The organism is Micromonospora sp. WMMD967, from assembly GCF_029626165.1.
Lineage (GTDB): Bacteria > Actinomycetota > Actinomycetes > Mycobacteriales > Micromonosporaceae > Micromonospora > Micromonospora taraxaci.
Genome location: NZ_JARUBK010000001.1, coordinates 4,962,456 through 4,986,986, shown reverse-complemented (window position 1 = coordinate 4,986,986; position 24,531 = coordinate 4,962,456). Strand labels below are relative to the sequence as shown.

Annotated in this window: 23 protein-coding genes; 17 read left to right on the top strand and 6 right to left on the bottom strand. The window is 71.3% G+C overall.

Annotated features, from left to right (window positions below; genetic code table 11):
- Positions 1-44: 44 nt before the first annotated feature.
- The 5 genes from O7631_RS22580 to O7631_RS22560 all read left to right on the top strand — a co-directional run bounded on the left by O7631_RS22580 (position 45) and on the right by O7631_RS22560 (position 4,297).
- Positions 45-1,352: a chorismate-binding protein gene (locus tag O7631_RS22580; protein ID WP_278146059.1), complete on the top strand. Its 1,308-nt coding sequence runs from the start codon at positions 45-47 to the stop codon at positions 1,350-1,352.
- A 10-nt stretch (positions 1,353-1,362) separates the two neighbouring features.
- Positions 1,363-1,872, top strand: a complete 510-nt coding sequence (locus tag O7631_RS22575) for a peptide deformylase (protein WP_278146058.1) — start codon at positions 1,363-1,365, stop codon at positions 1,870-1,872.
- 192 nt (positions 1,873-2,064) lie between these two features.
- Complete coding sequence (locus O7631_RS22570) at positions 2,065-2,403, top strand: winged helix-turn-helix domain-containing protein (protein WP_278146057.1); 339 nt, start codon at positions 2,065-2,067, stop codon at positions 2,401-2,403.
- Between the two features lie 3 nt (positions 2,404-2,406).
- On the top strand, positions 2,407-2,682 hold the full coding sequence (locus O7631_RS22565) for a hypothetical protein (RefSeq protein ID WP_278146056.1): 276 nt from the start codon (positions 2,407-2,409) through the stop codon (positions 2,680-2,682).
- Positions 2,683-2,710: 28 nt separating this feature from the next.
- Complete coding sequence (locus tag O7631_RS22560; protein WP_278146055.1) at positions 2,711-4,297, top strand: serine hydrolase domain-containing protein; 1,587 nt, start codon at positions 2,711-2,713, stop codon at positions 4,295-4,297.
- A gap of 21 nt (positions 4,298-4,318) precedes the next feature.
- Here O7631_RS22560 and O7631_RS22555 read toward each other — a convergent pair whose 3' ends face one another.
- Positions 4,319-5,092: a TSUP family transporter gene (locus O7631_RS22555; RefSeq protein WP_278146054.1), complete on the bottom strand. Its 774-nt coding sequence runs from the start codon at positions 5,090-5,092 to the stop codon at positions 4,319-4,321.
- Between the two features lie 183 nt (positions 5,093-5,275).
- On the opposite strand from O7631_RS22555, the gene O7631_RS22550 reads away from it, so the two are divergent.
- The 3 genes from O7631_RS22550 to O7631_RS22540 all read left to right on the top strand — a co-directional run bounded on the left by O7631_RS22550 (position 5,276) and on the right by O7631_RS22540 (position 9,130).
- Positions 5,276-6,055, top strand: a complete 780-nt coding sequence (locus tag O7631_RS22550; RefSeq protein WP_278146053.1) for an endonuclease/exonuclease/phosphatase family protein — start codon at positions 5,276-5,278, stop codon at positions 6,053-6,055.
- Between the two features lie 221 nt (positions 6,056-6,276).
- On the top strand, positions 6,277-8,388 hold the full coding sequence (locus O7631_RS22545) for a M14 family zinc carboxypeptidase (RefSeq protein ID WP_278146052.1): 2,112 nt from the start codon (positions 6,277-6,279) through the stop codon (positions 8,386-8,388).
- 82 nt (positions 8,389-8,470) lie between these two features.
- The gene (locus O7631_RS22540; RefSeq protein WP_278146051.1) at positions 8,471-9,130 is read left to right on the top strand and encodes a fasciclin domain-containing protein; all 660 of its coding nucleotides are present in this window, start codon (positions 8,471-8,473) and stop codon (positions 9,128-9,130) included.
- Positions 9,131-9,137: 7 nt separating this feature from the next.
- On the opposite strand, the gene O7631_RS22535 is transcribed toward O7631_RS22540, so the two are convergent.
- Positions 9,138-10,139 (bottom strand): tyrosine-type recombinase/integrase, encoded by a 1,002-nt coding sequence (locus O7631_RS22535; RefSeq protein WP_278146050.1) that lies wholly within the window; start codon positions 10,137-10,139, stop codon positions 9,138-9,140.
- Positions 10,140-10,875: 736 nt separating this feature from the next.
- On the opposite strand from O7631_RS22535, the gene O7631_RS22530 reads away from it, so the two are divergent.
- The 6 genes from O7631_RS22530 to O7631_RS22505 all read left to right on the top strand — a co-directional run bounded on the left by O7631_RS22530 (position 10,876) and on the right by O7631_RS22505 (position 19,029).
- Complete coding sequence (locus O7631_RS22530; RefSeq protein ID WP_278146049.1) at positions 10,876-11,430, top strand: hypothetical protein; 555 nt, start codon at positions 10,876-10,878, stop codon at positions 11,428-11,430.
- A gap of 179 nt (positions 11,431-11,609) precedes the next feature.
- Positions 11,610-14,882: an NACHT domain-containing protein gene (locus O7631_RS22525; protein ID WP_278146048.1), complete on the top strand. Its 3,273-nt coding sequence runs from the start codon at positions 11,610-11,612 to the stop codon at positions 14,880-14,882.
- 213 nt (positions 14,883-15,095) lie between these two features.
- On the top strand, positions 15,096-16,475 hold the full coding sequence (gene zwf / locus O7631_RS22520) for a glucose-6-phosphate dehydrogenase (RefSeq protein ID WP_278146047.1): 1,380 nt from the start codon (positions 15,096-15,098) through the stop codon (positions 16,473-16,475).
- Positions 16,476-16,541: 66 nt separating this feature from the next.
- Positions 16,542-17,372 carry a hypothetical protein gene (locus O7631_RS22515; protein WP_278146046.1) on the top strand — a complete coding sequence of 277 codons (831 nt, stop codon included), beginning with the start codon at positions 16,542-16,544 and terminating at the stop codon, positions 17,370-17,372.
- Between the two features lie 128 nt (positions 17,373-17,500).
- The gene (locus O7631_RS22510) at positions 17,501-18,907 is read left to right on the top strand and encodes an OFA family MFS transporter (protein ID WP_278146045.1); all 1,407 of its coding nucleotides are present in this window, start codon (positions 17,501-17,503) and stop codon (positions 18,905-18,907) included.
- Positions 18,904-19,029, top strand: coding sequence for a hypothetical protein (locus O7631_RS22505; RefSeq protein ID WP_269678893.1), 126 nt, complete (start codon positions 18,904-18,906; stop codon positions 19,027-19,029). The genes O7631_RS22510 and O7631_RS22505 overlap by 4 nt, the downstream gene beginning before the upstream one ends.
- A gap of 32 nt (positions 19,030-19,061) precedes the next feature.
- On the opposite strand, the gene O7631_RS22500 is transcribed toward O7631_RS22505, so the two are convergent.
- On the bottom strand, positions 19,062-19,790 hold the full coding sequence (locus O7631_RS22500; RefSeq protein WP_278146044.1) for an SDR family oxidoreductase: 729 nt from the start codon (positions 19,788-19,790) through the stop codon (positions 19,062-19,064).
- A gap of 192 nt (positions 19,791-19,982) precedes the next feature.
- On the opposite strand from O7631_RS22500, the gene O7631_RS22495 reads away from it, so the two are divergent.
- Positions 19,983-20,444 carry a peroxiredoxin gene (locus tag O7631_RS22495; protein WP_278146043.1) on the top strand — a complete coding sequence of 154 codons (462 nt, stop codon included), beginning with the start codon at positions 19,983-19,985 and terminating at the stop codon, positions 20,442-20,444.
- Positions 20,445-20,527: 83 nt separating this feature from the next.
- Entirely contained in the window at positions 20,528-21,214 is a 687-nt protein-coding gene (locus tag O7631_RS22490) for a hypothetical protein (protein ID WP_278146042.1), read from the top strand.
- A gap of 6 nt (positions 21,215-21,220) precedes the next feature.
- Here O7631_RS22490 and O7631_RS22485 read toward each other — a convergent pair whose 3' ends face one another.
- Positions 21,221-21,673 carry a MarR family winged helix-turn-helix transcriptional regulator gene (locus tag O7631_RS22485; protein ID WP_278146041.1) on the bottom strand — a complete coding sequence of 151 codons (453 nt, stop codon included), beginning with the start codon at positions 21,671-21,673 and terminating at the stop codon, positions 21,221-21,223.
- A 95-nt stretch (positions 21,674-21,768) separates the two neighbouring features.
- Here O7631_RS22485 and O7631_RS22480 point away from each other — a divergent pair, with 95 nt between their 5' ends.
- Entirely contained in the window at positions 21,769-22,200 is a 432-nt protein-coding gene (locus tag O7631_RS22480) for a hypothetical protein (RefSeq protein WP_278146040.1), read from the top strand.
- A 243-nt stretch (positions 22,201-22,443) separates the two neighbouring features.
- Here the strand turns inward: O7631_RS22480 and O7631_RS22475 are convergent, their stop codons facing one another.
- On the bottom strand, positions 22,444-23,628 hold the full coding sequence (locus O7631_RS22475; protein ID WP_278146039.1) for a GNAT family N-acetyltransferase: 1,185 nt from the start codon (positions 23,626-23,628) through the stop codon (positions 22,444-22,446).
- 42 nt (positions 23,629-23,670) lie between these two features.
- On the bottom strand, positions 23,671-24,513 hold the full coding sequence (locus tag O7631_RS22470; RefSeq protein ID WP_278146038.1) for an arginase family protein: 843 nt from the start codon (positions 24,511-24,513) through the stop codon (positions 23,671-23,673).
- Between the last annotated feature and the right edge of the window lie 18 nt (positions 24,514-24,531).

Below are 24,531 nucleotides of genomic sequence, written 5' to 3'. Positions count from 1 at the left end.
ATCGAGCAGGTGTCCGTCTGTCGCGCCGGAAATCCACTGAACGGATGAGGAAGGTCGAACCGTACGGCGTGGAAACGCTCCCACAGGTGTACTCCCCGGATCGCGGCCCGGCTGCATTGGCCACGGGCAGCGGCCCGGCTGCGGTGGCCGCCGCCCACAGCGGGCCGGCGGCGTCGATCGCTGTGCCGGGGGCCCCGGCCGCGTGTCGAGGCGCGCTCACCGAACGCGCCCGCCTTCAGTGGCACCTGCGCGACGGAGGTGACCCCGCCGCCCTCGCCGAGGAGTTCCTGGCCGCACACGGCCTGGCCCTGCACGACCTGAGCCGGCCCGCCACGGCCCACCGCGACGGCACCGGGGTCTGCGGGGCGGCGCTCTACCTGTCCGCCGCCGCCGGGGCGTACCTGGCGGGAGCACCCACCACCGCGCCCGAGCCGGCGCCGACGCTGCCCGACCTCACCGTCGTCGTCTACGGCCACCATCCGGCCCCGGCCGACCCGGCCGGCCGGCCCGCCGCGGCGGCGTGGTGGCTCGGTGAGTGGGCCGAGAGCTGGACCCGCCGCCAGCACGCCGACGCGGTGACGAGCGTGCGCGCCGCGATCGGTCGCGGGGACGTCTACCAGACCAACCTCGTCGGGCACGCCGCCGCCGCCTACGCCGGCGACCCGCTGCCCGCGCTGCGCCGCCTCGGCGCGCTGCCCGGCGCCCGCTACGGCGGTGTGCTCACCGGCGACGGCTGGGCCATCGGCTGTGCCTCCCCGGAAACCCTCATCGAGGTCACCGACGGGCAGCTGATCACCCGACCCATCAAGGGCACCCGCGCGGCCACCGCCGCCGGCCGCGCCGAGCTGCTCGCCAGCGCGAAGGAACGCGCCGAACACGTCATGATCGTCGACCTGGAACGCAACGACCTCGCCCGCATCGCCCGCACCGGCACCGTGAGCGTCGACGAGCTGTTCACCGTCCGCCGCTGGTGCGACCTGTGGCAGGCCGAGTCGACGGTGCGGGCGGCTGCCGCCGACGGGCTCGGCCTGGCCGACCTGCTGCGCGCCACCTGCCCCGGTGGTTCCGTCACCGGCGCGCCGAAACGCGCCGCCCTGACCCAGATCAACGCCCTCGAACCGGTCGGCCGGGGCGCCAGCATGGGGGCGCTGGGCTGGGTCGCCCCCGGTCGCGTCGACCTCGGCCTGACCATCCGCACCGCCGCCGCCGACGGGCACCGCCTGCACACCTGGGCCGGTGGCGGCATCACCTGGGACAGCGACCCCGCCGCCGAGGTCGCCGAGGCCGCGGCGAAGACCGCGCCGATCCGTGCCACCCTGGCCGGACGCCGAACCCGCCGCGACCGGCGATAAGCTGCCGTCCATGACCTTGCGGCCCATCCGGATCATCGGCGACCCCGTCCTGCGCACCGAATGTGAGCCGGTCACCACCTTCGACGCCGAACTGCGTGCCCTCGTCACCGACCTGATGGACACCCTGCTCGGAGAGCCCGGCCGCGCCGGTGTCGCCGCGCCGCAGATCGGCGTCAGCGCCCAGGTGTTCGTCTACGACGCCGACGGGCACCGCGGCCACCTGATCAACCCCACCCTCGAACTGTCCGACGAACTCCAGGACGACGAGGAGGGCTGCCTGTCCATCCCCGGGCTGTACTTCCCGACCGTGCGGGCCCTGCACGCCACCGCCCACGGCGTCGACCAGAACGGCGAGCCGTTGACGATCTCCGGCAGCGGGTTCCTCGCCCGCGCCCTGCAACACGAGACCGACCACCTGCTCGGCACCCTGTACGTCGACACGCTGCGCGGCGACATCCGCCGGCGGGCCCTGCGCGAGATCCGCGCGGGTCGCTTCGACTCACCGAGCCGCCGCCGCTGATCTGCCAGCGCTGATCTGCCACTGACGCGCCAGCCGGGCTCGGCTGGCGCGTCAGTTGCTGTCCGCGGTGCCGGGTCTACGGCGATTCCCCGACGCCTCGTCAGGCGTTGACACCTCCGACCACCCCTGTCAGACTTTTGTGACGCCCGATGTCAGGGAAACCTGACAGGGGTGTCGAGGAGGGAATCCACGATGAGCGGCACCTTCCCGACAGGTGACGACCTGGTGTCACTGCTGGCCGCGCTGGCCAGCCCGCACCGGCTGCGGATCCTCGCCGCCCTGGCCCAGCAACGCACGTACGTCAGCGAGCTGGCACGGCAGCTGCACATGAACCGACCACTGCTCTACATGCACCTGCAGAAACTCGAAGCGGCCGGCCTGGTCACCGGCGAACTGGTGACAGCACCCGACGGCAGCTCGGTGAAGTACGTCCAGGCCGTGCCGTTCACGGTGCCCCTGGACCTCACCACGATCGTGCGGGCCGCGCAGAGCCTGACCGGCCCCGAGTCGGCCGCACCACAGAAGGAGTGAGCGATGACCCATCAGGTGGCGTTGGACGTGGCGCAGACCTCCACCATCGCCGTGACGGCGATCGTGCTGGCGGTGATCACCGTCGCCGGTCTCATCGGGACCGGCATCTACCGCGCCCGGTACGCCGCGGCCCGGGAGGAGAGCTACCGGGTGCTGGCCGAACGTGGCGCCGACAGCGCCCGGAGCACCGCGAGCGAACTCAAGGGCGTCCGCGACGAACTCGGCGAGGTCCGGCAACGACTGGCCGCCCTCGAGAAGCTACTCAGCCAGATCGGCTGACGAACGCACCCGGGGGAGGACGTCCGACGTGAACACAGTGACCCGACTGCTGACCCGGACCCGTCGCCTCGCCGGCGCAGCCGTCTGCCTGGCCCTGCTCGCCACGACGCCGACCCCGGTCGCCGCCAGCCCCGCGTCCGCCGACGACCTGGCCGCCGCCGAACGCTACCTGCGCGACTACATGCAGCGCACCCGGGCACCGGGCCTGGCGTACGCGGTGATCCGCGGCGACGAGACCCTGCAACATGGCGCCTGGGGCGTCGACGGCGACGGACGACCGATGACCGTCCACACACCGTTCCTGCTCGGGTCCACGAGCAAGTCGTTCACCGCACTCGCGGTGACCCAACTGGTCGAGTCCGGCCGGGTCCACCTCGACACCCCGGTCTCCACGTACGTGCCGTGGCTGCGCCTGGGCGCCGCCGACACCGCCCGGACGGTCACCGTCCGCCAGTTGTTGACCCACACCAGCGGACTACCGCAGGTGTGGAGCACCGACCTGACCGACCGGTACGACAACCGCCCCGGCGCACTGACCCGGTCCGTGCGGGACCTCGCCACCGTGCGACCCATCGCGCCCGCCGGACAAACCTACGAGTACAGCGACGCCAACTACATGATCCTCGGCGCGCTCGTCGAGAGCGTCACCGGTGACACCTTCGGCGCTCACCTGCGCCGCCACGTGCTCGACCCGCTGCGGATGACACACTCCGCGGCCACCGCCGACGAGGCCCGTGCCATCGACATCCCCGCCGGGCACCGGTACTACCTCGGCCGGCCGCAACGCTTCACCGCACCCTTCGACACCGCCGGAGTGCCCTACGGGTTCCTCGCCGCCAGCCTCGACGACCTGTCCCACTACGCCGCCGCGCAACTGGGCGGCGGGCGCTTCGGCGACACCCGGATCCTCAGCCCGCAGGGCACGGAACAGATGCACACCGGCACCGTGGACACCGGTCACGGCACCTACGGGTTCGGCTGGAAGAACAGCACCCTCGACGGCGTCGGCACCCGCATCGTCTGGCACGCCGGCGCGACCCCCGACTACTTCACCCACCTCGTGCTGGTCCCCGACGCGAACCTCGCCGTGATCGTCATGACCAACATCTACGGGCTGCCGATGGACGCGCCACTGAGCGCCGGAGCGTTCAACCTGGCCCGCATCCTGCACGGTGGCACACCGGCCACCGCCACCGCCGACCCGATCCACACCTGGGCGCTGGGCGGGCTGCTCACCGTCGCCGCCGCACTGCTCGCCCTGCTCGGCTGGTCGGTGACCCGCGTCCGGCGACACCGCACCGCCCTGCCGGCCCATTCCCGTGCCCGGACGGTCGTCACCACCGCCTGCTGGATCGCCGGCTGCGCCGCCGTCGCCGCCACCGCCACGTGGCTGGTGCCCTCCTTCTGGAAGGGCGCCGGGCTGGCCAAGCTCCAACTGTGGGCGCCAGACGTCGGTCACGCCATCCGCACCGTGGTCGTCCTGTCGGCCGCGCTCGCGCTGACCCGAATCGGCATCAGCGTGTACGACACGCTCCGCACCCACCGACCCGGCGCGACAACCCCACCCGGCGCGCCCGCCCGACACACCTCGACCCAGCCGTCCGCGCCCCGCTGACCCCCTCGGGTCAGCGCACCCTCACCGGGCCACCCACTCGTCGTGGCCGAGCTTCACGACCAACGCCACCACGACCACCAGCAGCACCACCCGCACGAACCCCGACCCACGGCGCAACGCCATCCGCGCCCCCAGCACCGCGCCGGCGATGTTGCACACCGCCATCCCCGCACCCAACAGCCACCACACGTGCCCGGTCACCCCGAACACCACCAACGCGCCCAGGTTCGTGCCCGCGTTGACGACCTTCGCCATCGCCGAACCGTGCACGAAGTCCGCGCCGACGAGCGCGGTGAACGCCAACACCAGGAACGTCCCGGTCCCCGGACCGATCAACCCGTCGTACAGGGCGATGCCCACCCCGGCCACCGCGACCACCACGCCCACCCGCACCGGGGTCCGCCTCGCCGGCACCGCCACCACCCCCATCCGAGGGCGCACCAGCACGAACACCGCCACCGCCACCAGCACCACCAGCACGACCGGCCGGTACGCCGACGCCGGCACCGCCCCGGCCAACGCCGCGCCCACACCCGCGCTGAGCACCGCCAACCCCGCAGCCGGCCCCGCCACCCGCCAGTCCACCTTCGTACGCCGGGCGTACGTCGCCGCCGCCGTGGACGTACCGAAGATCGCGGCCAACTTGTTCGTGCCCAACGCGGTCGCCACCGGCAACCCCGGGGCGGCCACCAACAACGCCGGCAGCAGCAACAACCCACCACCACCGACGACGGCGTCGACCCACCCGGCCATCGCGGCGGCGGCCAGCAGCGTACTGAGCGTCACGGCGTCCATGGGCGGCAATTCTCCCCACCCGATCCGCCCGAGCAGCCCTCCGAGTGGGAGAACTCACTGGTCAGCGGCCCCGCGTACGCCGCAGCCACACCCCCAACGCGCCCACCGCCACGAACACCACCATCGAACACAGCAACACCTTCACCACCGGGCAACCATGCCACGGGCACGTATGGTGCAGGAGTGCGCCTGGCCACCTTCAACATGCTGCACGGACGATCCCTCACCGACGGGCTCGTCGACCCCGCCCGACTCACCACCGCCATCGGCGCCCTCGACGCCGACGTGCTCGCCCTGCAGGAGGTCGATCGCGACCAACGCCGCAGCGGCAACCTCGACCTCACCGCCATCGCCGCCCACGCCCTACGCGCACCGCACCACCGCTTCGCCGCCGCCGTCGTCGGCACCCCCGGCGAACACTTCCGCCCCCTGCGCCACGACGACGACGGCCACGGCGAACCCTGCTACGGCATCGGTCTCATCAGCCGACACCCCGTCCGCAGCTGGCACGTCACCCGACTCAAAGCCGCCCCCGTCCGCTCACCGGTCTACGTCCCCGGCCCCCGCGGCGGGCTCATCCTGCTGCACGACGAACCCCGCGTCGTCGTCGCCGCCGTCCTGGACACCCCACACGGCCCGCTCACCGTCGCCGCGACCCACCTGTCGTTCGTGCCCGGCTGGAACGCCCGCCAACTCCGCCAGACCGTCCGCGCGCTACGCGCGTTACCCGCCCCCCGCGTGCTGCTCGGCGACCTCAACCTGCCCGCCGGCGCCGCCCGACTCGTCTCCGGCTGGCACCCCCTGGGCCGCCGCCCCACCTACCCCGCCGGGCAACCCCGCGTCCAACTCGACCACATCCTCGCCGACCGGCACGCCCTCCAACAGCTCCCACCGGTACGCGCCGTCACCACCCCACCGTCCACCATCTCCGACCACCGCCCCCTGCTGGTCGACCTCGGCTGACAAACGTCGCCGGAAACCCCGCTAGACCCTCGAACGCGCCACCCGCCGTGCGCGACAGCATCCGCTGGCTGACACCCGGTCAACCCACCACCGTCACCGCCTGACGACGCCCGGGGGAGCGCGGCCACCGATCCGCAAGATTCCCTCAAGATCATTGCATCGACGGACCTCGACGATCATGCTGATCGACACGCGCCCACGATCACCTCGTCGGAGGCCACATGAGACGTCAGCGACCCACCCTCATCGCCGTGTCCACCCTCATCGCCGTCACCCTCACCACCGCACCCACCCCCGCCAACGCCCAACGCGCCGCCGCGCAACCGACCCAGGTCACCGCCCTCACCGTCCGCCAGGCCGACGGATACGCCACCCTCGCCTGGCAACCCGTCCCCGACGCCACCGACTACCAGATCGAACGCACCCCCGTCGACGCCACCAACACCCCCACCGGCGCACCCACCATCGTCGGAATCTGGCGCCCCAACCGCCAGATCAACCAACAGGCACCCACCTTCGCCGACGCCGGATTCAACCCCGGCGACACCTTCCAATGGCGCGTCCGCGCCCGCGTCGGCACCACCGAACAGCCCTACTCCGACCCGGTCGTCGCCACCACCACCGCACCCTGGGGCAACCCCGAAACCCCCGGCCAGCACCTACGCACCCAGTGGGAGACCACCCACGCCGCGCAATACACCAGCGACACCGACGAGTACGCCTACACCGCCGCCATCGACGCCCTCAGCGACCGCGTCCGCGTCGTCGAACTCGGCCGCACCGTCCAGAACCGACCCATCAACATGATGGTCATCGGCCACCCCACCCCGGCCGCCACCCCGCAAGCCGTCGCCGCCACCGCACCCGTCGCCATCAACTGCAACGTGCACGGCAACGAACCCGGCGACCGCGAAGCCTGCCTCATCATGGCCCGGCAACTCGCCTTCAGCACCGACCCCCGCATCACCGACCTGCTCAGCCACACCACCGTCCTGATCGTCCCCACCATCAACGGCGACGGCCGCGCCAACAACACCCGCGGCAACTCCACCGGCCAGGACCTCAACCGCGACTACTCCCTGATCCGCCAGCCGGAGACCGCCGCGTACATCACAATGGTCCGCGACTACCGACCCGTCGCCGGCTACGACGGCCACGAATTCGGCAACTCCCGCGCCGGCGACCTGCCCATGCTGCCGCCACGGCACCAGAACGTCGCCCAACCCATCTTCGACCAGTCCCAGGACATGATCGAAGGCCACATGTACGCCAAGGGCGCCGAAGCCGGCTGGTGGGCCTGCCCCTACGGCTGCGAAGGCGGCGGCAACGTCGGCCTCAGCGAGGAAACCATCCTGCGCAACACCCTCGGCCTCAAGAACGTCACCAACTCCCTCCTGGAACTGCGCAGCTCCGGCGGCCAGACCCGCCCCGACGAGGGCAACACCGCCAACAACCGCCGCCGCAAGACCTACTCCGCCCTGTGGACCTTCCAGCAGTTCCTCGACTACCACCGCGCCGACCGCGCCGACATCCTCAACTCCCGCGCCGAAGCCATCGAGACCCAGGCCGCCAACACCGGCCGCCTCGTCTTCCGCGGATCCCGACCCATCCCGGCCCACCCCGCGCCGCACCCCGGCGACAGCCCACCGCCGCTCGACGCGCCCCCCGCGAACCTGATCCTCGACAACGCGCCCTGCGCCTACAAACTCACCGACGCCCAGTACAACGGCGCCCGCACCGACGGCCCCGGCGGCGTCGGCACCACCGTCGCCCAACGCATCGCCGCCCACGGCTGGAAGGTCATCAAGACCACCGACGGCTACTACGTCCCCCTCAACCAACCCGAACGCGGCCTCATCCCACTGCTCCTCGACCCGCTGGGCGTCGAGAAGCTCACCGACGGCGAACGCGTCCACCCCACCCTCACCGGCCGCCGCAACGGACCCCTGACCGTCACCGGCTTCACCTGCGCCACCCACGCCACCATCAACGGCCCGGTCACCGTCCGACCCGGCGCCGCACTCGTCACGACCTCGACCACCATCAGCGGCCCCCTCACCGCCACCGGCGCCGCCGGCGTCCTCCTCGCCGACAGCACCGTCAACGGCCCGGTCCGCATCGCCAACACCACCGACGCCGTGTCCGTCATCGACGTCACCATCGCCGGCCCCGTCGACCTCTCCACCAACACCACCGGCACCGACACCCCACTGCTGGCCGGCACCACCATCCGGGGTCCCCTCACCTGCACCGGCAACAACCCCACCCCGAGCAACCTCGGCATCGCCAACACCGTCCACGGCCCTCGCACCAACCAGTGCGCGGCCCTCTGACCGTCAGGTGAACAAGCCGGCGGCGCGGGCAGTGGTTCCCGCGCCGCCGGCACCCACCAACCCCGAACCCGAGGAGGCCACCGTGTCGCAACCCGCCACCGCACGCCGACACCCCCGACTGCCGGCCCTCGCCTTCCTCGCCACGACACTCCTGCTCGCCGCCTGCACCAGCAGCCCCGCGACTCCCCGCGCCGACGCCGAACCACCGGCCAGCGCCACCACACCCCAGGTCACCGGACCCCTCTGCGCCGCCCTACCCACCGGCACCGACCCCGGCAACCCCACCTTCCTCGCCAGCCAACCCGCCGACGAGGCACTGCGCTGGATCCCCACCCTCACCACCTTCGAGGCGGCCGTGCGCACCAGCGGCGTCCTCACCGACCTCCCCGCCGGCACCGGCATCACCATCCTGGCCCCCACCGACGACGCCTTCGCCGCCACGTTCTCCGAGGACAACTGGGACGACCTCATGACCCACCACACCGACCAGCTGCGCACACTGCTCAAGGCCCACCTCGTCACCGGAGCGCACCCGATCGACGACCTCACCACCGCCGGCACGACCACCACCCTCGACGGCACGGCCATCACCGTCACCCGCACCGGACCCACCGCCCGCCTCGGCGACCGCGCCGACACCGTCTGCGCCGACTACCAGGCCACCAACGCCCGCATCCACCTCATCAACGCCGTCCTCGGCCCACTGCCCGTCACCGCCGGCACCGGCCACCGCGCACACTGACCTCCACTCACTCCGACCGTGGCGGCAGCAGAGCCGCCAACGCGCGATTGGTCCGGTTGGCCCGAACCGCGTCCCGCTGCTGCCCAGCCGTCACCTCGATGTACGTCTGCGACGACGCCAACGACGCGTGCCCCAACAACCGCATGATCTCCGCAGCGCTCGCCCCGTCCTCGGCCAGCCGCGTCGCGAACGTGTGCCGTAACGCGTGCAACCGCGCGCCCCGCGGCACCCGGTCACCGATGCCCGCCCGCCGATAACACGACTCGACCAGATACTGCAGCCCTCCACGGCGCAACGGCTCACCCCGCCGATCCACCAGCAACGCCGAGTCCGGGCGTACCGACCGCGAACCGAAGCGCCGCGCCCGACTGTCCAGGTAGTCCTCCAACACCCGGTCCAGGTCCGCCTCGATCGGCACCACCCGGGGCCGTCCGCCCTTCCCGAGCACCTCGATCCGCCGCTCACCAGGCCGACCACCCAGCGAGCCCACCCGCAACGCCAGCAACTCCGACAGGCGCAACCCGGCGCAGAGCGCCACCGCCACCACGGCGACGTCGCGCTCCGGCCACGGGTCGCGCTGTCTGCCCTCGTCCCGCGCGACGGACGCAAGCAGCACCTCGGGGGTGTCCGCGCCCCGCAACGGCTTCGGCTGGGGGAGCAGCGCCCGGGGTCGCCCGACCGCCGGCATCGGGTTACCCGCCACGACCCCGTCGGCCACCAGGAACGTGAAGAAGCTGTTCCAGGTGGACCACGCCCGGTGCACCGACGCGGGTGCCCGGGGCGCGGCGAACCGGGCGAAGGCCGCCCGCATCACCCTGGGGGAGAGCTCGGTGATCGACACGACGTCCAGGGGGAGGGGAGGGGCGGCATCCTCGGCGACCAGGGCCGCCACCGCGAGCAGATCCCGCCGGTACGCGGCCAGGGTGTGGGGGGAGGGCTTACGGGTGGCGCGGGCGGTCAGGAACTCCTCGATCAATACCGCGAGCGAATCGTCCTTTTTGTCATGCATAAGGGATATTATGCAGCATTTTCGGGTTTCCGGAAAGCCGCTCCTGCACGGGCTGGGCGGGGGGAGGGGTGCGCCTGGCGAGGGGGCGCCAACCGTCCTGTAGACCTGCCCCAGATCTGGGGCAGGCGGTGCCCACCCGAACGGATCGGTCTGACCGACGACGCGAACGACAGCCTCCAGCCGCGCGGATGTCCACACGGCACCCACGGGTCGCGACGCCCATCAGCGATGACGACCCCGCGCCGAACGTTCACGTGCTGCGGGCGGCACTGTGGAGCCTCGTACCGTCCCTCGCCGTGGGCGGAGTCGCCCCGTTGCCGTGCCCTGTTCACGTGCCCCGCGGATGGGGCAGCTCTACAGGCCCGGGCAGGCACCTGCCGGCCGGCCCAAGCACCGCAGCTTCCGAATCCGTGACGGCGGTCGGCACGGCTGGCCAGCAGGAACCCCACGTCGCCCACCGGCTCTGACGCGCCGGCCGTAGCGCGCGAGGACGGGTCGCGCGGATCGAGGAGCACGTATCCTGCGCGGCATGACGCCGCCCGTCACCACCTGCCCTCACTGCGGGCGACCCGGCACCGTCTTCGTGTATCAGGAGCCGGGCGAACCAACGGACCTGGTCTGCCCCGAGGGGCACCAGTGGCGGGCTGCCGGCCGACCAGGCTGGGCTCCCTGTGCGTCGTCGGCCGCCCAGCCCGGACGCTACGGCGCGGACGACATATCGACCTGGACGGAGCCCATGGACGTCGACAGGGACGGACGGACGTGGCGGATCGGCACCCCCGACGACGTGGCCTGGCTCGCCGGGCAGACGACGCAGGGCTTGTCGGTCACCACCGCGATCCCACCGGTGTTCGACGCGTACGCCACGTTCCATCCGCCGGAAGGTGTCGGGTTCGACGCCCACGAGCGCGCCGTGGTGGACGTACTGGCGGGGTGCACCCCGGAGCAGCCCTGGTGGCTGGGCTATCTCGACACCGGCGCCCACGATGTCGTCTTCCCGCACGCCCCGAGGGTGTCCCTCTACTGGGACTACCCCTACGTACTGGTCGAGGCTGGACCCGAACAGGCGCTCACCTGGAGATCCGGCCACATGCGCGGCGACGGACCACTGCCGGATCTGTTCTTCCCGGCGGACCGCTCCTGGCTCGTCTCCGCCCTGTGGGACGACACGTGGACCGACTTCGGCGGCAGCGCGGACATGGTGGCCCGGCTGCGGCGCGATCCGCTGGTCAACGCCCGCGCCGTCGGGCCGGACGAGGACGCCTGCCCGCCCGGCCTGACCCGCGAATGACAACGGTGGGGGGACCGCCAGATAAGGCGACTTTACATAATGTGAATTATCGAATTTCGCTACTGCGCTTGCGATAGGGGCCATTGAGCGAGTCAATGACAGGACAGTGGCCAGCCACGCACCCCGGCCATCACGTAACGTGAACCGCTGGTCGCGGAGCGACCAGGAGGAGACGCGGCGTGGGGACTGTCGAGATGGCGCTGCTGCGCCTGGCAGGGTCGGTGGTGGCACCGGCGGTGCAGCGGTGGCTGGGAGGCCGCCGTGAGCAACGAGAACGCGAGACGCCCCTCATCGAACTCATCGGCGCGGGAATCGCCGATGACCTCGGCATGCGTCGGGCGGGCCGGCGGTTAGACGACCTGGTCGACACCGTCTACGAACGCCTTCAGCCGCTCATCCGTCGCGGCGAGCAGGCGCTGCCTGACAACGAGGTCGCGGCGGCCCTGCACGCGGTGGCCGACACGCTTCGGGACGCGGACCTCTCCGATGCCGCGGTGTTCGCCGACCACGTCGATCCCGCGCTGATGGCCACCCGGCTACGCAGACAGCTGCGCGACGTTCCCGAGCGGGCAGGACTGAACGAGGTGGCAGCTCAGCTGTACGGCACGGTGCTCGACGAGTGCTGCACCTGCCTGACCCAACTGGTCGTGCAACTCCCCCCGTTTCAGGGCCGCGCCACCGTGCAGACCTTGGAACGGCTCGCCGCGGTCGCAGACAGCCTCACCCAGGTGCTGGCACGGCTGCCGGTGACAAGCCTGGACGCCCCTACCGGTACCAGTCACGACGCCCATTTCCGCAATCGGTACCTGTCCCACCTGCTCACCGTGGTGGACCACCTGGAACTGTTCGGCGTCGACGTGCACCGCTACCGGCTGCGTACCCCGCTGAGCATCGCCTACATCAGCTTGGCCGTCACCGGCGGCAACACCCGCAACCTGCGCCGCGGTTGGTTCCGCTGGGATCCCGGCCTGCTGCGCTCCGACGGTGGTGGCGACAACGCTTCGGTACGGGCCGAGCAGGCCCTTGGCGACGCCGCACGGGTCCTGTTACGTGGTGATGCCGGCTCCGGCAAGACCACCCTGCTGCAGTGGATCGCGGTTACCGCCGCGCGGCAGGGATTCACCGGGAAGCTCGACGACTGGAACGGGCGCACCCCGTTCCTGGTTCGGCTGCGCGACCATGTCAGTCAACCGATGCCTCCCCCGGAACGGTTTCTCGACCTGATCGCCGCCACGATCGCCGGCCTCATGCCGCCCGGCTGGGTGCATCGCGAGCTCGGCACCGGGGCGATCCTTTGTGTGGACGGTGTCGACGAGGTGCCCGAAGCCCAACGGCGAGCGGTCCGCGACTGGCTGAATGGCATGCTGGCTGCTTATCCCGACCTGCGAGTCGTGGTCACCTCCCGACCGGCCGCCGCGTCCGCCCGGTGGCTTGACGCCGAGGGGTTCACGTCGGTGTTCCTGGAACGGATGGGACCGGCGGACGTCAAGGCGCTGATCCGGCACTGGCACGAGGCGGTTCGTGGGGCCGTCGACCTGCCGTGTGACGCCCATCTTTTGCCCGGCTACGAACAACGGTTACTCGCCCAGCTCGATGGCAGCGCTCACCTGCAGAATCTCGCGGGGAGCCCGCTGCTGTGCGCGATGCTGTGTGCACTGAACCTCGACCGTGACAGCAACTTGCCCCGGGACCGCATGGATGTCTACCAGGCGGCCCTCGACATGCTGCTGCACCGCCGCGACTCCCAACGTGGCGTTCCTACCGAAGTGCCGGAGCTGACCAGCCGCGACCAAGCCCAGCTTCTGCAGGAGGTCGCCTGGTGGATGACGCAGAACGGCCGCACCGAACTCACGCGTGCCGACGCGGCACTGCGTTTTGCCCGGCGGCTGGCCGGGATCCGACACATCACCACCCCCGTCGCCAGCGTGCTGGAGCACATGATTCAGCGCAGCGGCGTCCTGCGTGAGCCGGTGCCCGACCGCATCGATTTCGTCCACCGTACGTTTCAGGAGTATCTGGCCGCCCGGGAAGCCGCCGACCAGGGACACACCGGCGCGCTCCTCGAACACGCTCACCTCGACACCTGGCGGGAAACCATCATCCTGGCCGCTGGTCACGCCAATGCACCTGTTCGCAAGCAGCTTCTGAGCGGACTGCTAAAGCTCGCCGCCGAGCGGCCAAAGAGGGCCCGAGGGTTGCGGTTGCTCGCTGCGGCCTGCCTGGAAACCGCTCCGGCGGTCGAGCCGCAGCTACTTGCCGAAATCCGGTCGCACCTGCGGGCCCTGCTGCCCCGATCCGTCGCGGAGGCACGGTCCCTGGCCGCGGTCGGAGAGCCGCTGCTCGCCGACCTTCCGGCCGATCTCAGCATCTTGAGTGAGGCCCAGGCCGCGGCCACCGTCCGGGCCGTTGCTTTGGTCAACGGGCCTGATGCGCTGGCCACTCTCGCTCGCTACGGTGTCGATCCTCGCTTTCGCGTGCAGCGGCAGCTCATCACGGAGTGGGAGTACTTCGACCCCACCGAGTACGCGGTCCGGGTCCTCGCTGAGGCACCTCTCGACGGCGGCGAGGTGACAATTCGTAAGACGGCCCTGCTTCCCGAGCTGTTTTGGCTGCGGCATCTCACCAGGACGGTCGTTAAGGCTGAGCACAAGTTGGACCTGGCCCAACTAGCAGACGTACCGCACCTGACCACGGTCAATCTCATCGCACACGGGTTTGTCGGCGACCTCGCGCATCTGGCCGAGAAGCCCGACCTGCGCAATGTCTGGTTGGACGCCGGTGAGCAACTGTTGAATCTTTCGACGCTGCGAACGCTGCCGGCACTCACTGACCTGGTGCTGTGGGCGCTCGCACCCGACCAGGATATCTCCGCCCTCAGCAAGCTGGCGCGGTTGGACAACCTTGCTGTCGACGGCGTGGAGGTCGACGCGAACATACTCGCCGACCTCACCGCCCTGACGTACCTGCATGTCAGTCCATCTTCGGGGTGGGATCCGGCGATGCTCGCCCCTCTGCGGCACCTGACACAGTTGGCGCTTCATGCCTGCGGGGAGCCTTGTGGAGGTATTCACGGGCTGGTGGAACACATTCGCCGACTGAATACGATTACGTTCCTGGAACTCGGCGACTGCATGTGGTTGACGGATCTGACTGCGCTCGCCTCGATCGACACCCTCAACGCTTTGAAGATCGACAGGTCCCCCGTCACTGACCTGGGCCCCCTGACCGGGCTCCCGGGGCTCACTTGGCTGAGCATCGGCCACAGCGAACATCTGTTCGACCTGACTCCACTCGCCGGACTGCCTGAGCTGAAGGATCTCTGGATCTGGGACTCGCCGCCGGGACTCGACCTGACGCCACTGCACGGGAAACGTCTGACCGTACGCTTGGGGCGAAGCGTCAGGCTTGCCGACACCGGACGTCCGAACGGATTGCGGATCAAGCGCATTTGACCTCACCGCATCCCGTCGAGCTCCATCGTGAATCGCTTCGATCAGGGCCGATCGGATGTTGCCCACGTCACATCTGGGCCAGAGACCGTCGTCAGGGGGTCCGCGCCGTCGTTGTCGCCGACCTCACGTGCGCCGCTCGCGGGGGAATTCCCCGACCGGGTCGCGCCGTTCTCCGTTCGGAAGATCAGAATCAGATGATCGAATGGAAGTGCCATGCACATGCGCTCAGACGCGGTGGTGCTGTTCGGCGTTACCGGCGACCTCGTCTCGAAGAAGCTGTTCCCGGCGCTGTACGAGTTGACCCGACGCGACCGCCTGAATGTCCCGGTGATCGGCGTGGCCCGCTCCCCCTGGGATGACCAGCAGCTCGTCACCATGGCCCGCAAGTCGGTGCTGGAGGCCAGCGACGAGATCGACGACGGGGCCTTCGACGGGCTGGCGGCCAACCTTTCGATGATCTCCGGTGACTACGCCGACCCGACGACGTACGCGCGTCTGGCCGAGCGTCTGCGCGACGCCGAGCGGCCCGTCTTCTACCTGGCGATCCCTCCGGCGGTGTTCGGGTCCGTCGTCGAGGGCCTCGCGGCGGTCGGGTTGGCTGACCGGGGCCGGGTGATCGTGGAGAAGCCGTTCGGGCGTGACCTGGAGTCGTCGCGTGAGCTGGATCGCACGCTGCGGGCGGCGTTCGACAGCGAACGGGTGTTCCGCATCGACCATTACCTGGGCAAGGAGGCCGTCGAAGGTCTTTACGCCTTCCGGTTCGCCAACCGGTTGTTCGAGCCGTTGTGGAACAACGAGCACATCGACAACATCCAGGTGACCCTCGCGGAGGCGTTCGGGACGCAGGGTCGGGCCGGGTTCTACGACACGGTGGGCGCCACCCGGGACGTGTTGCAGAACCACATCCTGCAGGTCGTCGCGTTGATCGCGATGGAGGCGCCCGCCAGCGACGACACGACGGCGTTCCGGGAGGCGGAGGCCGCGGTGCTGCGGCAGATCGCGCCGCTGTCGCCGGAGTCCACGGTCCGGGGGCAGTACGCCGGCTACCGCGACGAGCCGGGCGTCGCCGCCGACTCCAACACCGAGACGTTCGTGGCGACCCGGTTGACAGTCGACTCCCCCCGCTGGGCGGGTGTGCCGTTCTACCTGCGCACCGGTAAGTCCCTGCCGGGGACGGCCACAGAAGTCGTGGTCGAGTTCAAGCAGCCGCAGCGTTCGCTGATCCCGGCGGAACGGGGCACGGCGACCGCCGCGAACCTGTTGCGGTTCCGCCTCGGGCGTGGCGACGGCATCACGATGTCGATCCAGGCGAAGAGCCCCGGCGCCGAGGTCGCGAGTCGTCCGGTGGACCTGTCCGTCGACTTCGGGTCGGCGCTCGGTCGCCGCCAGGAGGCGTACGAGCGGTTGCTCGACGACGCGATGGACGGGCAACACCTGCGGTTCGCCCGCGCGGAGACGATCGAGCAGGAGTGGCGCATCGTCGCGCCGATCCTGGACCTGCCGGCACCGGTGCGGTCGTACGACAAGGGCACCTGGGGTCCGGCGGACGCCGAGGCCCTCACCGGCGGCTGGCACGCCCCGGACCTGCGGTAGTGGCGCCGCTCACGGCGCCGGCGTTGCCGGCGCCGGAGCGCGCCACGCCCTGGCAGGGTGTGCCGAATGGCAACTGATGAGACGGTGGGCGGGCGCGCCGAGCTGGCCGAGGCCGAGTTCATGTTCCGGTACGAGTCGGGTGCGCCGGCCGACGTGCGGGGCGCGCTCGGGATCCGGACGGCCAGGATGGGCGGCGGTGTGGTGCTGTCGATGCGGCACGACCCGACGGGCTACTGGTCCAAGGCACTCGGGTTCGGCATCGACGAGCCGGTGACCGCCGGCCTGATCGCCCAGGTGTGCGACCTCTACCGCGCCGAGGGCACGCCCAGCGCGGTCATCCAGATCGCCCCGGACCGGCTGCCGGCGGACTGGGACGAGATCTGCGCGCGGGAGAACATCACGGCGGGCGGCGTGTGGGTCAAGCTCGCTGGTGAGATCGACGCCCTGAAGCCCGGTGGCACCGACCTGCGGGTCGGTCCGGTCCCGGACGAGTCGGTGCCCGAGTGGGCGTCGGTGGTCCTTCGGTGTTTCGGGATGCCCGAGGAACACCTGGCGCCGATGCTGGCCGCGAGCGTCCGCGACCCCGGCTTCCGTCCGTTCGCCGCGTGGGACGGCACCGATATGGTCGCCGCCGCGAACCTGTTCGTGCACGGCGAGGTCGGTTCGCTCAACACCGGTGCCACGCTGCCGACGCATCGGGGTCGGGGCGCGCAGTCGGGCCTGCTGGCGGCCCGGGTGGCAGCGGCCGCGGCGGCCGGTTGCCGGTGGGTCACCGGCGAGACGGGTAAGCCCGCGCAGGGTTCGTCGAACCCGTCGCTGGACAACATGCGCCGGCTGGGCATGAGCCCGCTGTACGAGCGTCGTAACTGGGTGTGGCAGGCGGAGCGCGCCGGTTGACGGATGCCGTGGCTGAGTGACCGCTCAGCTCACGGTATCGACCACCCGGCGCTGCCGAGGTTTGCCGCTGGTGTGTGCGCGGGGCACGTTGTGGGCACGTCTCGTCCTCATCCGAGAGGAAGCAGCGCATGCTTTCCGCACTCGATCGTCGGCACATCATCGCGCCGCCCGGCTACAGCCGGTGGCTCATCCCCCCGGCGGCGTTGGCCATCCACCTCTGCATCGGCCAGGTCTACGCGACAAGCGTCTACAAGAACTCGCTGATCGCGCACTTCGACACCAGTCAGACCGCGATCGGGGTGATCTTCAGCATCGCGATCGTGATGCTGGGGTTGTCCGCCGCTGTCGCCGGGACCTGGGTGGAGGCGAACGGGCCGCGTAAGGCGATGTTCGTCTCGGCCTGCTTCTGGGCGACGGGCTTCCTGGTGGGTTCGGTGGGCATCGCCACGAAGCAACTGTGGTTGCTGTATCTGGGCTACGGCCTGCTCGGCGGCATCGGTCTGGGGATCGGCTACATCTCCCCGGTCTCCACGTTGATCAAGTGGTTCCCGGACCGGCCGGGCCTGGCCACCGGTCTGGCGATCATGGGCTTCGGCGGTGGGGCGATGGTCGCCTCTCCCCTGTCGCGGCAGCTCCTGTCGTTCTACGATCCCGCCTACGACCCGGCCAACGCCGGGTCGACGGCGTCCGGCAGCGCCCTGGTCTGGTTGTTCGTGACGCTCGGCCTCGGCTACTTCGTAATCATGATGTTCGGGGTGGCGAATGTGCGGGTGCCGGCCGAGGATTGGCGGCCCGCCGGCTTCGACCCGGCGAGCGTCGCGGCGAAACCGCTGGTCACCACGGCGAACGTGTCGGCGGCGAACGCGGTGAAGACCCGCTCGTTCTGGCTGCTGTGGGTGGTGCTGTTCTGCAACGTCACCGCCGGAATCGGCATCCTGGAGCAGGCCAGCCCGATGATCCAGGACTTCTTCCGGGACAACGGCACATCGGCGGTGACCGTCGCGGCGGCCGGCGGGTTCGTGGGTCTGTTGTCGCTGTTCAACATGGCCGGCCGGTTCGTGTGGTCGTCCACGTCGGACGTCATCGGCCGCAAACCGATCTACCTGGTGTACCTGGGTGTCGGCATGGTGCTGTACGCGGCGCTGGCCCTCGTCGGGCAGACCGCAACGGCGCTGTTCGTGCTGTTGGCCTGCGTGATCCTGTCGTTCTACGGCGGTGGGTTCGCGACAGTGCCGGCGTACCTGCGGGACCTGTTCGGCACGTTCCAGGTCGGCGCGATCCACGGCCGGTTGCTGACCGCGTGGTCGGCGGCGGGGATCGCCGGTCCGCTGATCGTCAACGGGTTCCTCGACGCGCAGGGCGAGCCGGGCACGTTGACCGCGGCGGCCTACCGGCCGGCGCTGTTCACCATGGTGGGGGTCCTCGCGGTGGGCTTCGTGGCGAACCTGCTGGTGCGGCCGGTGCCGCAGCGCTACCACGAGCCGGCGGGGAACGTGGACGAGCCGAAGACCGAGCTAAGGAGTGGGACGCGATGAGCGACGACAGCCGTAACGGGCAGCAGGCCCGCTTGTGGATCTCCTGGTTGGTGGTGGCGGTGCTGCTCGGCTACGGGGTGGCGCAGACCGTCATCACGGCGGCGAAACTGTTCACCCACTGACAGCGGTGGGCCGGGGCGCGCGGCGTCCCGGCTCACAGGCCGCCGGACACCCGCAGGACCGTGCCGGTGGCGTAGGAGGCGTCCGGGCCGAGCAGCCAGGCGATGGCGGCGGCGATCTCGTCGGGTTCGCCGGCACGGCCCAGCGGGATGCGGCCGACAGCCGAGTCGGGGCGGTCGGGCACGCCGGAGTCGGCGTGGATGTCGGTACGCACGATGCCCGGTGCGACGGCATTGACCCGGATGCCCTTCGGGGCGAGTTCCTTGGCCAGACCGACGGTGAGGGTGTCGGTGGCGGCCTTCACCGCGGCGTAGTGCACGTACTCCCCCGGGCTGCCGAGGGTCGCGGCGGCCGAGGAGACGTTGACGATCGCACCGCCGTCGGTCAGCCGCCGGGCGGCCTGCTGCGCGCACAGGACGTAACCGACGAGGTTGACGTCGACGACCCGGCGCAGGTCCTCGACGCGCAGCTCGGTGAAGGGTCCGATGAGGCTGGTGACGCCGGCGTTGTTGACCAGGCCGGTGAGCGGGCCGAGCTGTGCTGCGGCGTCGAACAGCTCGGCGATCTGGTCGGGGTCGGTGGTGTCGGCGCGTACCGCGATGGCCTGCGCTCCGGTCGCGCGCAGGTCGGCCAGGACGGCCGCGGCGGCGGCCTCGTCGCGGCGGTAGCACAGGGCGACGTGGTGACCGGCGGCGGCGAGGCGGCGGGCGGTGGCGGCGCCGATGCCGCGACCGCCGCCGGTGATGACGGTGACGGGTGCCACGGTGCCTCCAGGGCTGTCGGAGCAGGATGCGCCGACGCTACCGTGACCGGCGCGCTCCGGTCGTCGAGAGGAGGGTCACACGCGGCGCGTCCGTGCTCGGCGGCGACGGGGTGACCGGGGAGTTGGGGTTGCTCCGAGGGTGATCGCTTACGCTCTGCGCGCGTTCGGTGGATCGGACAACGGAGGTGCGCGGTGGCGGGTGTGGGTGTCGGCGACGTGGCGCAGGACTTCGAGCTGCCCGATGAGACAGGCACGCCGCGGCGGTTGTCGGAGTTCCTGGCCGCCGGGCCGGTGGTGCTCTTCTTCTACCCGGGGGCGATGACCCGGGGTTGCACCGCGGAGAGCTGCCACTTCCGCGACCTCGCGGCGGAGTTCACGGCGCTGGGCGCGTCGCGGCTGGGCATCAGCCGGGACCCGGTGGCCAAGCAGGCGGAGTTCTCGAAGATGCACGGTTTCGACTATCCGCTGCTGTCCGATGAGGACGGCACCGTGGCGCGGCAGTTCGGGGTGAAGCGGCGGGTGCCGCTGGAGGCGCTGAGCACGAAGCGGATGACGTTCGTGATCGGTCCCGACCGGCGGATCATCGAGGTGATCCACAGCGAGGTCAGCATGACCGACCACGCGGATCGGGCGTTGCGGGCGTTGGGCGGCTGAAGGGGCGTGGGCCCTGTGCGGCGGGTGTCGCAGCCGGCTGGTATCAAGACAGAAATCAAACAGGTGTACGGAAGAGGGTTGTGATGGATGCCGGCCAGGGTTTGTCCACTGACGAGGTGCAGAGCATCCGGGAGGCGTTGGCGGCCGGGCGTAAGCCGCGGGTGGTGTTCACCGCCTCGGCGGGGCAGATCGCCGGCCAGATCGGTCAGGTGATCGAGCTGACCGACCCGGAGGCGTCCGACGAGTTCGTGGTGGTGCGTTTCGGCCGCGACGAGTTGCCGTTCTCCCCCGCCGACCTGGCGGTGGCGCCCAAGGGCGCCGGTCGTCGGGTGGTTCCGGAGCCGAAACCGGAGCCCGAGCCGGAGCCCGCGCCCGTGGCGGCGCCGGAGTTCGTGTTGGATACGCCGCGGGTGCCCGCGCAGCGACAGGAGGAGCCGAAGGTGGAGCAGACGGAGAAGCCGCCGGCGCGGCGGGCGGTCAAGGCCGTCAAGCCGAAGGGCCCCGCGGGTCTCACCGTGACGTTGGCGTACGCCGACGGTGAGTGGACCGTCGCCGCGCAGCAGGGCAGCAAGGCGCTGGCGAAGCCGTACGTGGTGAAGCCGGCCGAGGCGTTGAAGATGGTGGCGCTGGTCGACGTGCCCGGGGTGCAGGAGGCGGTGGAGCAGATCCTCGGCTCCGAGCGGGCCGAGGCGGAGCAGCAGGCCGAGAAGCTGCGCGCCGAGCTGGCCGAGATCGAGGCGCGTCTGGCGGAGCTGCGCGAGGCCCGCTGAGGGTGCTCAGCGCCGGGCGTGGTGCTCCAGCAGCCTGGTGAGCAGGTGGATCAGCTGGTCGCGTTCGGCGGCGGACAGCGGGGCGAGCAGGTCGTCCTGGACCCGGCCGACGGTGTCGCCCATCCGGTGGGCCTCCTCGGCGCCGGCATCGGTGAGGCTGATGACGTTGCGGCGGCGGTCGGCCGGGTCGGGGGCGCGTACGACGAGCCCTCGACCGGCCAGGTCGTTGACGGCGGCCACGACGTCGCTGCGGTCGATGCCGCAGCGTCGGCCCAGGTCGGCCTGGCTGGCGGGGCCGTCCTCAGCCAGCGCGGCGAGCAGCCGGTAGTGGTAGCCGCGCAGGTCGTGCGCGGCGAAGCCCTCGCTGAGCAGGCGGGTGGCGTGGGCGGCGGCCTGGTTGAGCAGCCAGGTCGGGGCGGTGCGGAGCCCGGCGGGTGACTGCGGGGCGGTCGACTCCATGGCGGCAGCCTAACAGGAATCGTTGGTGTGACCCACAATCCGTGCTACGTTGGCTGCACCAACGTTGGTGTGACCAACGTTCAGAAGGAGGCGTCATGTCCACCGCTCCCACCCTCAACGGCCAGGTCATCGGCCAGGCCCACTACGCCACCCGGGCCCTGTTGGAGCGCGCCGTCGCGCCGCTCGGGCTCAGCTTCGGCCAGGTCCTCGCGCTCAACGCCCTCGCCGGCGGGCCGGTCGAACGCGATCACCTCACGCAGCGGATCACCAGCACCCTCAAGGTCGACGCGCCCGCCGTCCACGAGGTGATCGCCGGACTCGTCGACGCGCACCTCGCGCAGGACGACACCGACGGCGCACGGATCCGGCTCACCGACACCGGTCACGCGGCGCAGGCCCGCGTCACCGACGCCGTCTCCGGCATCACCGCCCGCCTCTACGCGGACATCCCCGCCGACGAGGCGAGCGCCGCCGCCCGGGTGCTCACACTGGTCACCCAACGCGCGAACGCCGAACTGGCGGCCTGAGCGGGGCCGGTGGCGCCGGCATCCGGTCGGCGGGCCGGTCCGGGCGCGTGCGTGGGCTCTTAGGTGCCGTCGCCGGTCAGGCGCGTGCGTGGGCCCTCAGGCGGCGTCACCGGTCATGCGCCTGCGCGGGCTCTTAGGCGCCGTCGCCAGTAGGGCGCGCGCGACCCTCAGGTGGCGGCGCCATCACCGGTCGCCTGCGCGGCCCTTTGAAGGCGGCGCTTTCACTGGTTCGGGCGCGGCAGGTCAGAAGTAGTCGAGCACCTGCGCCGGGCCGCCCGCGCCCAACAGGTCCAGGGCGTCCGGCGCGACACCGGCGGCGTGCAGCAGGCCCGCCTGCGCGACCGACCGGGCGCTGGCCGCCCCGGTGTACAGCAACGCGAAACCCCGCACGTCCAGGCGCAGATCCGCATCGCCGGCGACACGGACCATCTCGGCGGCGCCGTCGGCGACAGCCAACCGCCAGGTGCCGGTGTTCCACTCGGCGAGCGGATCGGCGAGGCTGAAGTCCACGAAGCCCCGAACGTGGGCCGGCCACCCACGGGCGCCCACCGCGCGGGCGACGTCGACCGGCCGGTGCATCCACAGATCCCGTTCGTGCTCGCGGGCCGACTCCGACGGCAGGCAGGTGCTCACCGCGTCCCCATCGAGCGGACACAGTCGCAGGGTCGGCGCGACGCTCGCCCAACTGGCCAGCACCCCGACGAGTTCCCGGGCGGCCTCCGCGGTGACCGCCAGGGCCTCGTCGACGGTGAGCACCGAGTCGGCACCGTAACCGCGGCCCCGCTGCCAGCTGGCGTAGGCGACCAGCTCGCCGCCGACCTCGACGAGGGTGAGCCCGTCGCCGGGCAGGGCCGGGTCGGGGGCGTCGAACAGCTCACCCCGGCGGGTCAACAGCCCGTTGCGGTGCCGGGTGACCCGCTCGTAGAGGGCGGCGACGGCCGGCAGGTCGGCCACCGTGCCCGCACGCACCGCGAACCGCGGGTCGGGGCGGTGCCGGGGCAACACGGCGGTGGGCAGGTCGACGGTCCGCAGCACACCGGCGGTCTCCCACCCGCAGGCCCGGTACGGGGCGGCGACGGTCGGGTAGAGCGCGCTGACGGCCGCACCGCGCTCGCGGGCGCCGCGCAGCAGGGCGGTGAGCAGGGCACGAGCCACTCCCCGACCACGGGCCTCGGGGGCGACCGCCACACCCGCCACGTCGGCGGCCGACACCGCCTGCCCCGACCACCACTGGTCGTGGTGCAGGTCGACGGCCTTGCCGACGAGCCGCCCGGCGTCGTCGAACGCGCCCCAGCGCGTCATCCCCGGTACCACGATCCTCGTGCTCGCCGCGCGTTCCGAGGTGTTGCCAAACGCCAACCGACCCAGGTCCCAGGCGGCGTCGAGGTCGTCGGTGGTGAGTTCGCGTACGTGCGGGGTGGCGGGCATCGGGACACCGTAGCGAGGCGCGTCCGCTCGCCGACAGCCGATTTACGGCCGGCGTACCTGTCGCTCTCCGACGAGCCCGAGCGCCTCCAGCACGTCACCGAGCACCCGCTGGTCGTGCTCGACCTGCGGGACATACTCGGTGATCCCCACCCCGACCACCTGATGGTGGGCGCGCAGAGCGGTCAGCGACCGTGCCAGGGCGGCGGCTGTCAGGCCGCCGGGGGTGGGCACCGCCACGGCAGGCAACGCGGACGGGTCCAGCACATCCAGGTCGAGGTGCACGTACACCGCGGCACCGGGTGGGGGCAGCTCGGCCAGCCAGGTCGGCTGCGCGCCCAGAGTCGCGCAGTCCACGACCGTCAGGTCGTGCCGGTGCACGTACTCGACCTCGGCGGGGTCGAGATCTCGGACTCCGACCAGCGCGACCTGGCCCGGCGTGAGGCAACCAGGCGCCGGCAGCGCACCCTCCGCGGCGGCGTCGAGCAGCAAACGCAGAGGCATACCGTGCGCCGCCCCGCTCGGCGAACTCGCCGGTGTGTTGAGGTCACCGTGTGCGTCGATCCAGAGCACGAACAGCCGTTCTGCGTACTGGCCCGCGAGGTGGGCCACCGACGCGACCTCGACCGCGCAGTCCCCGCCCAATGTCAGCACCCGCTGCGGGCGGTGCTTTGCGAGCACCTCACGGTGGGCACGGTGGGCCTCGACGAGCGCGGCCCGGTGGCGGACCCCGTCCTGCCGCTCCGACCCGCCGGCCGGGACCGGCACCGTGACGCGCCGCGTCGCCGGCTCGGTCAGGGCGCCCAGCGCGGCTGCCCCCTCCCGCACACGGCTGTCGTCCGCGCCCTGCCACATCGGTACCAGCACGTCGAGATCCCGGTTCCACATGTGGCGATCCTTCCAGCG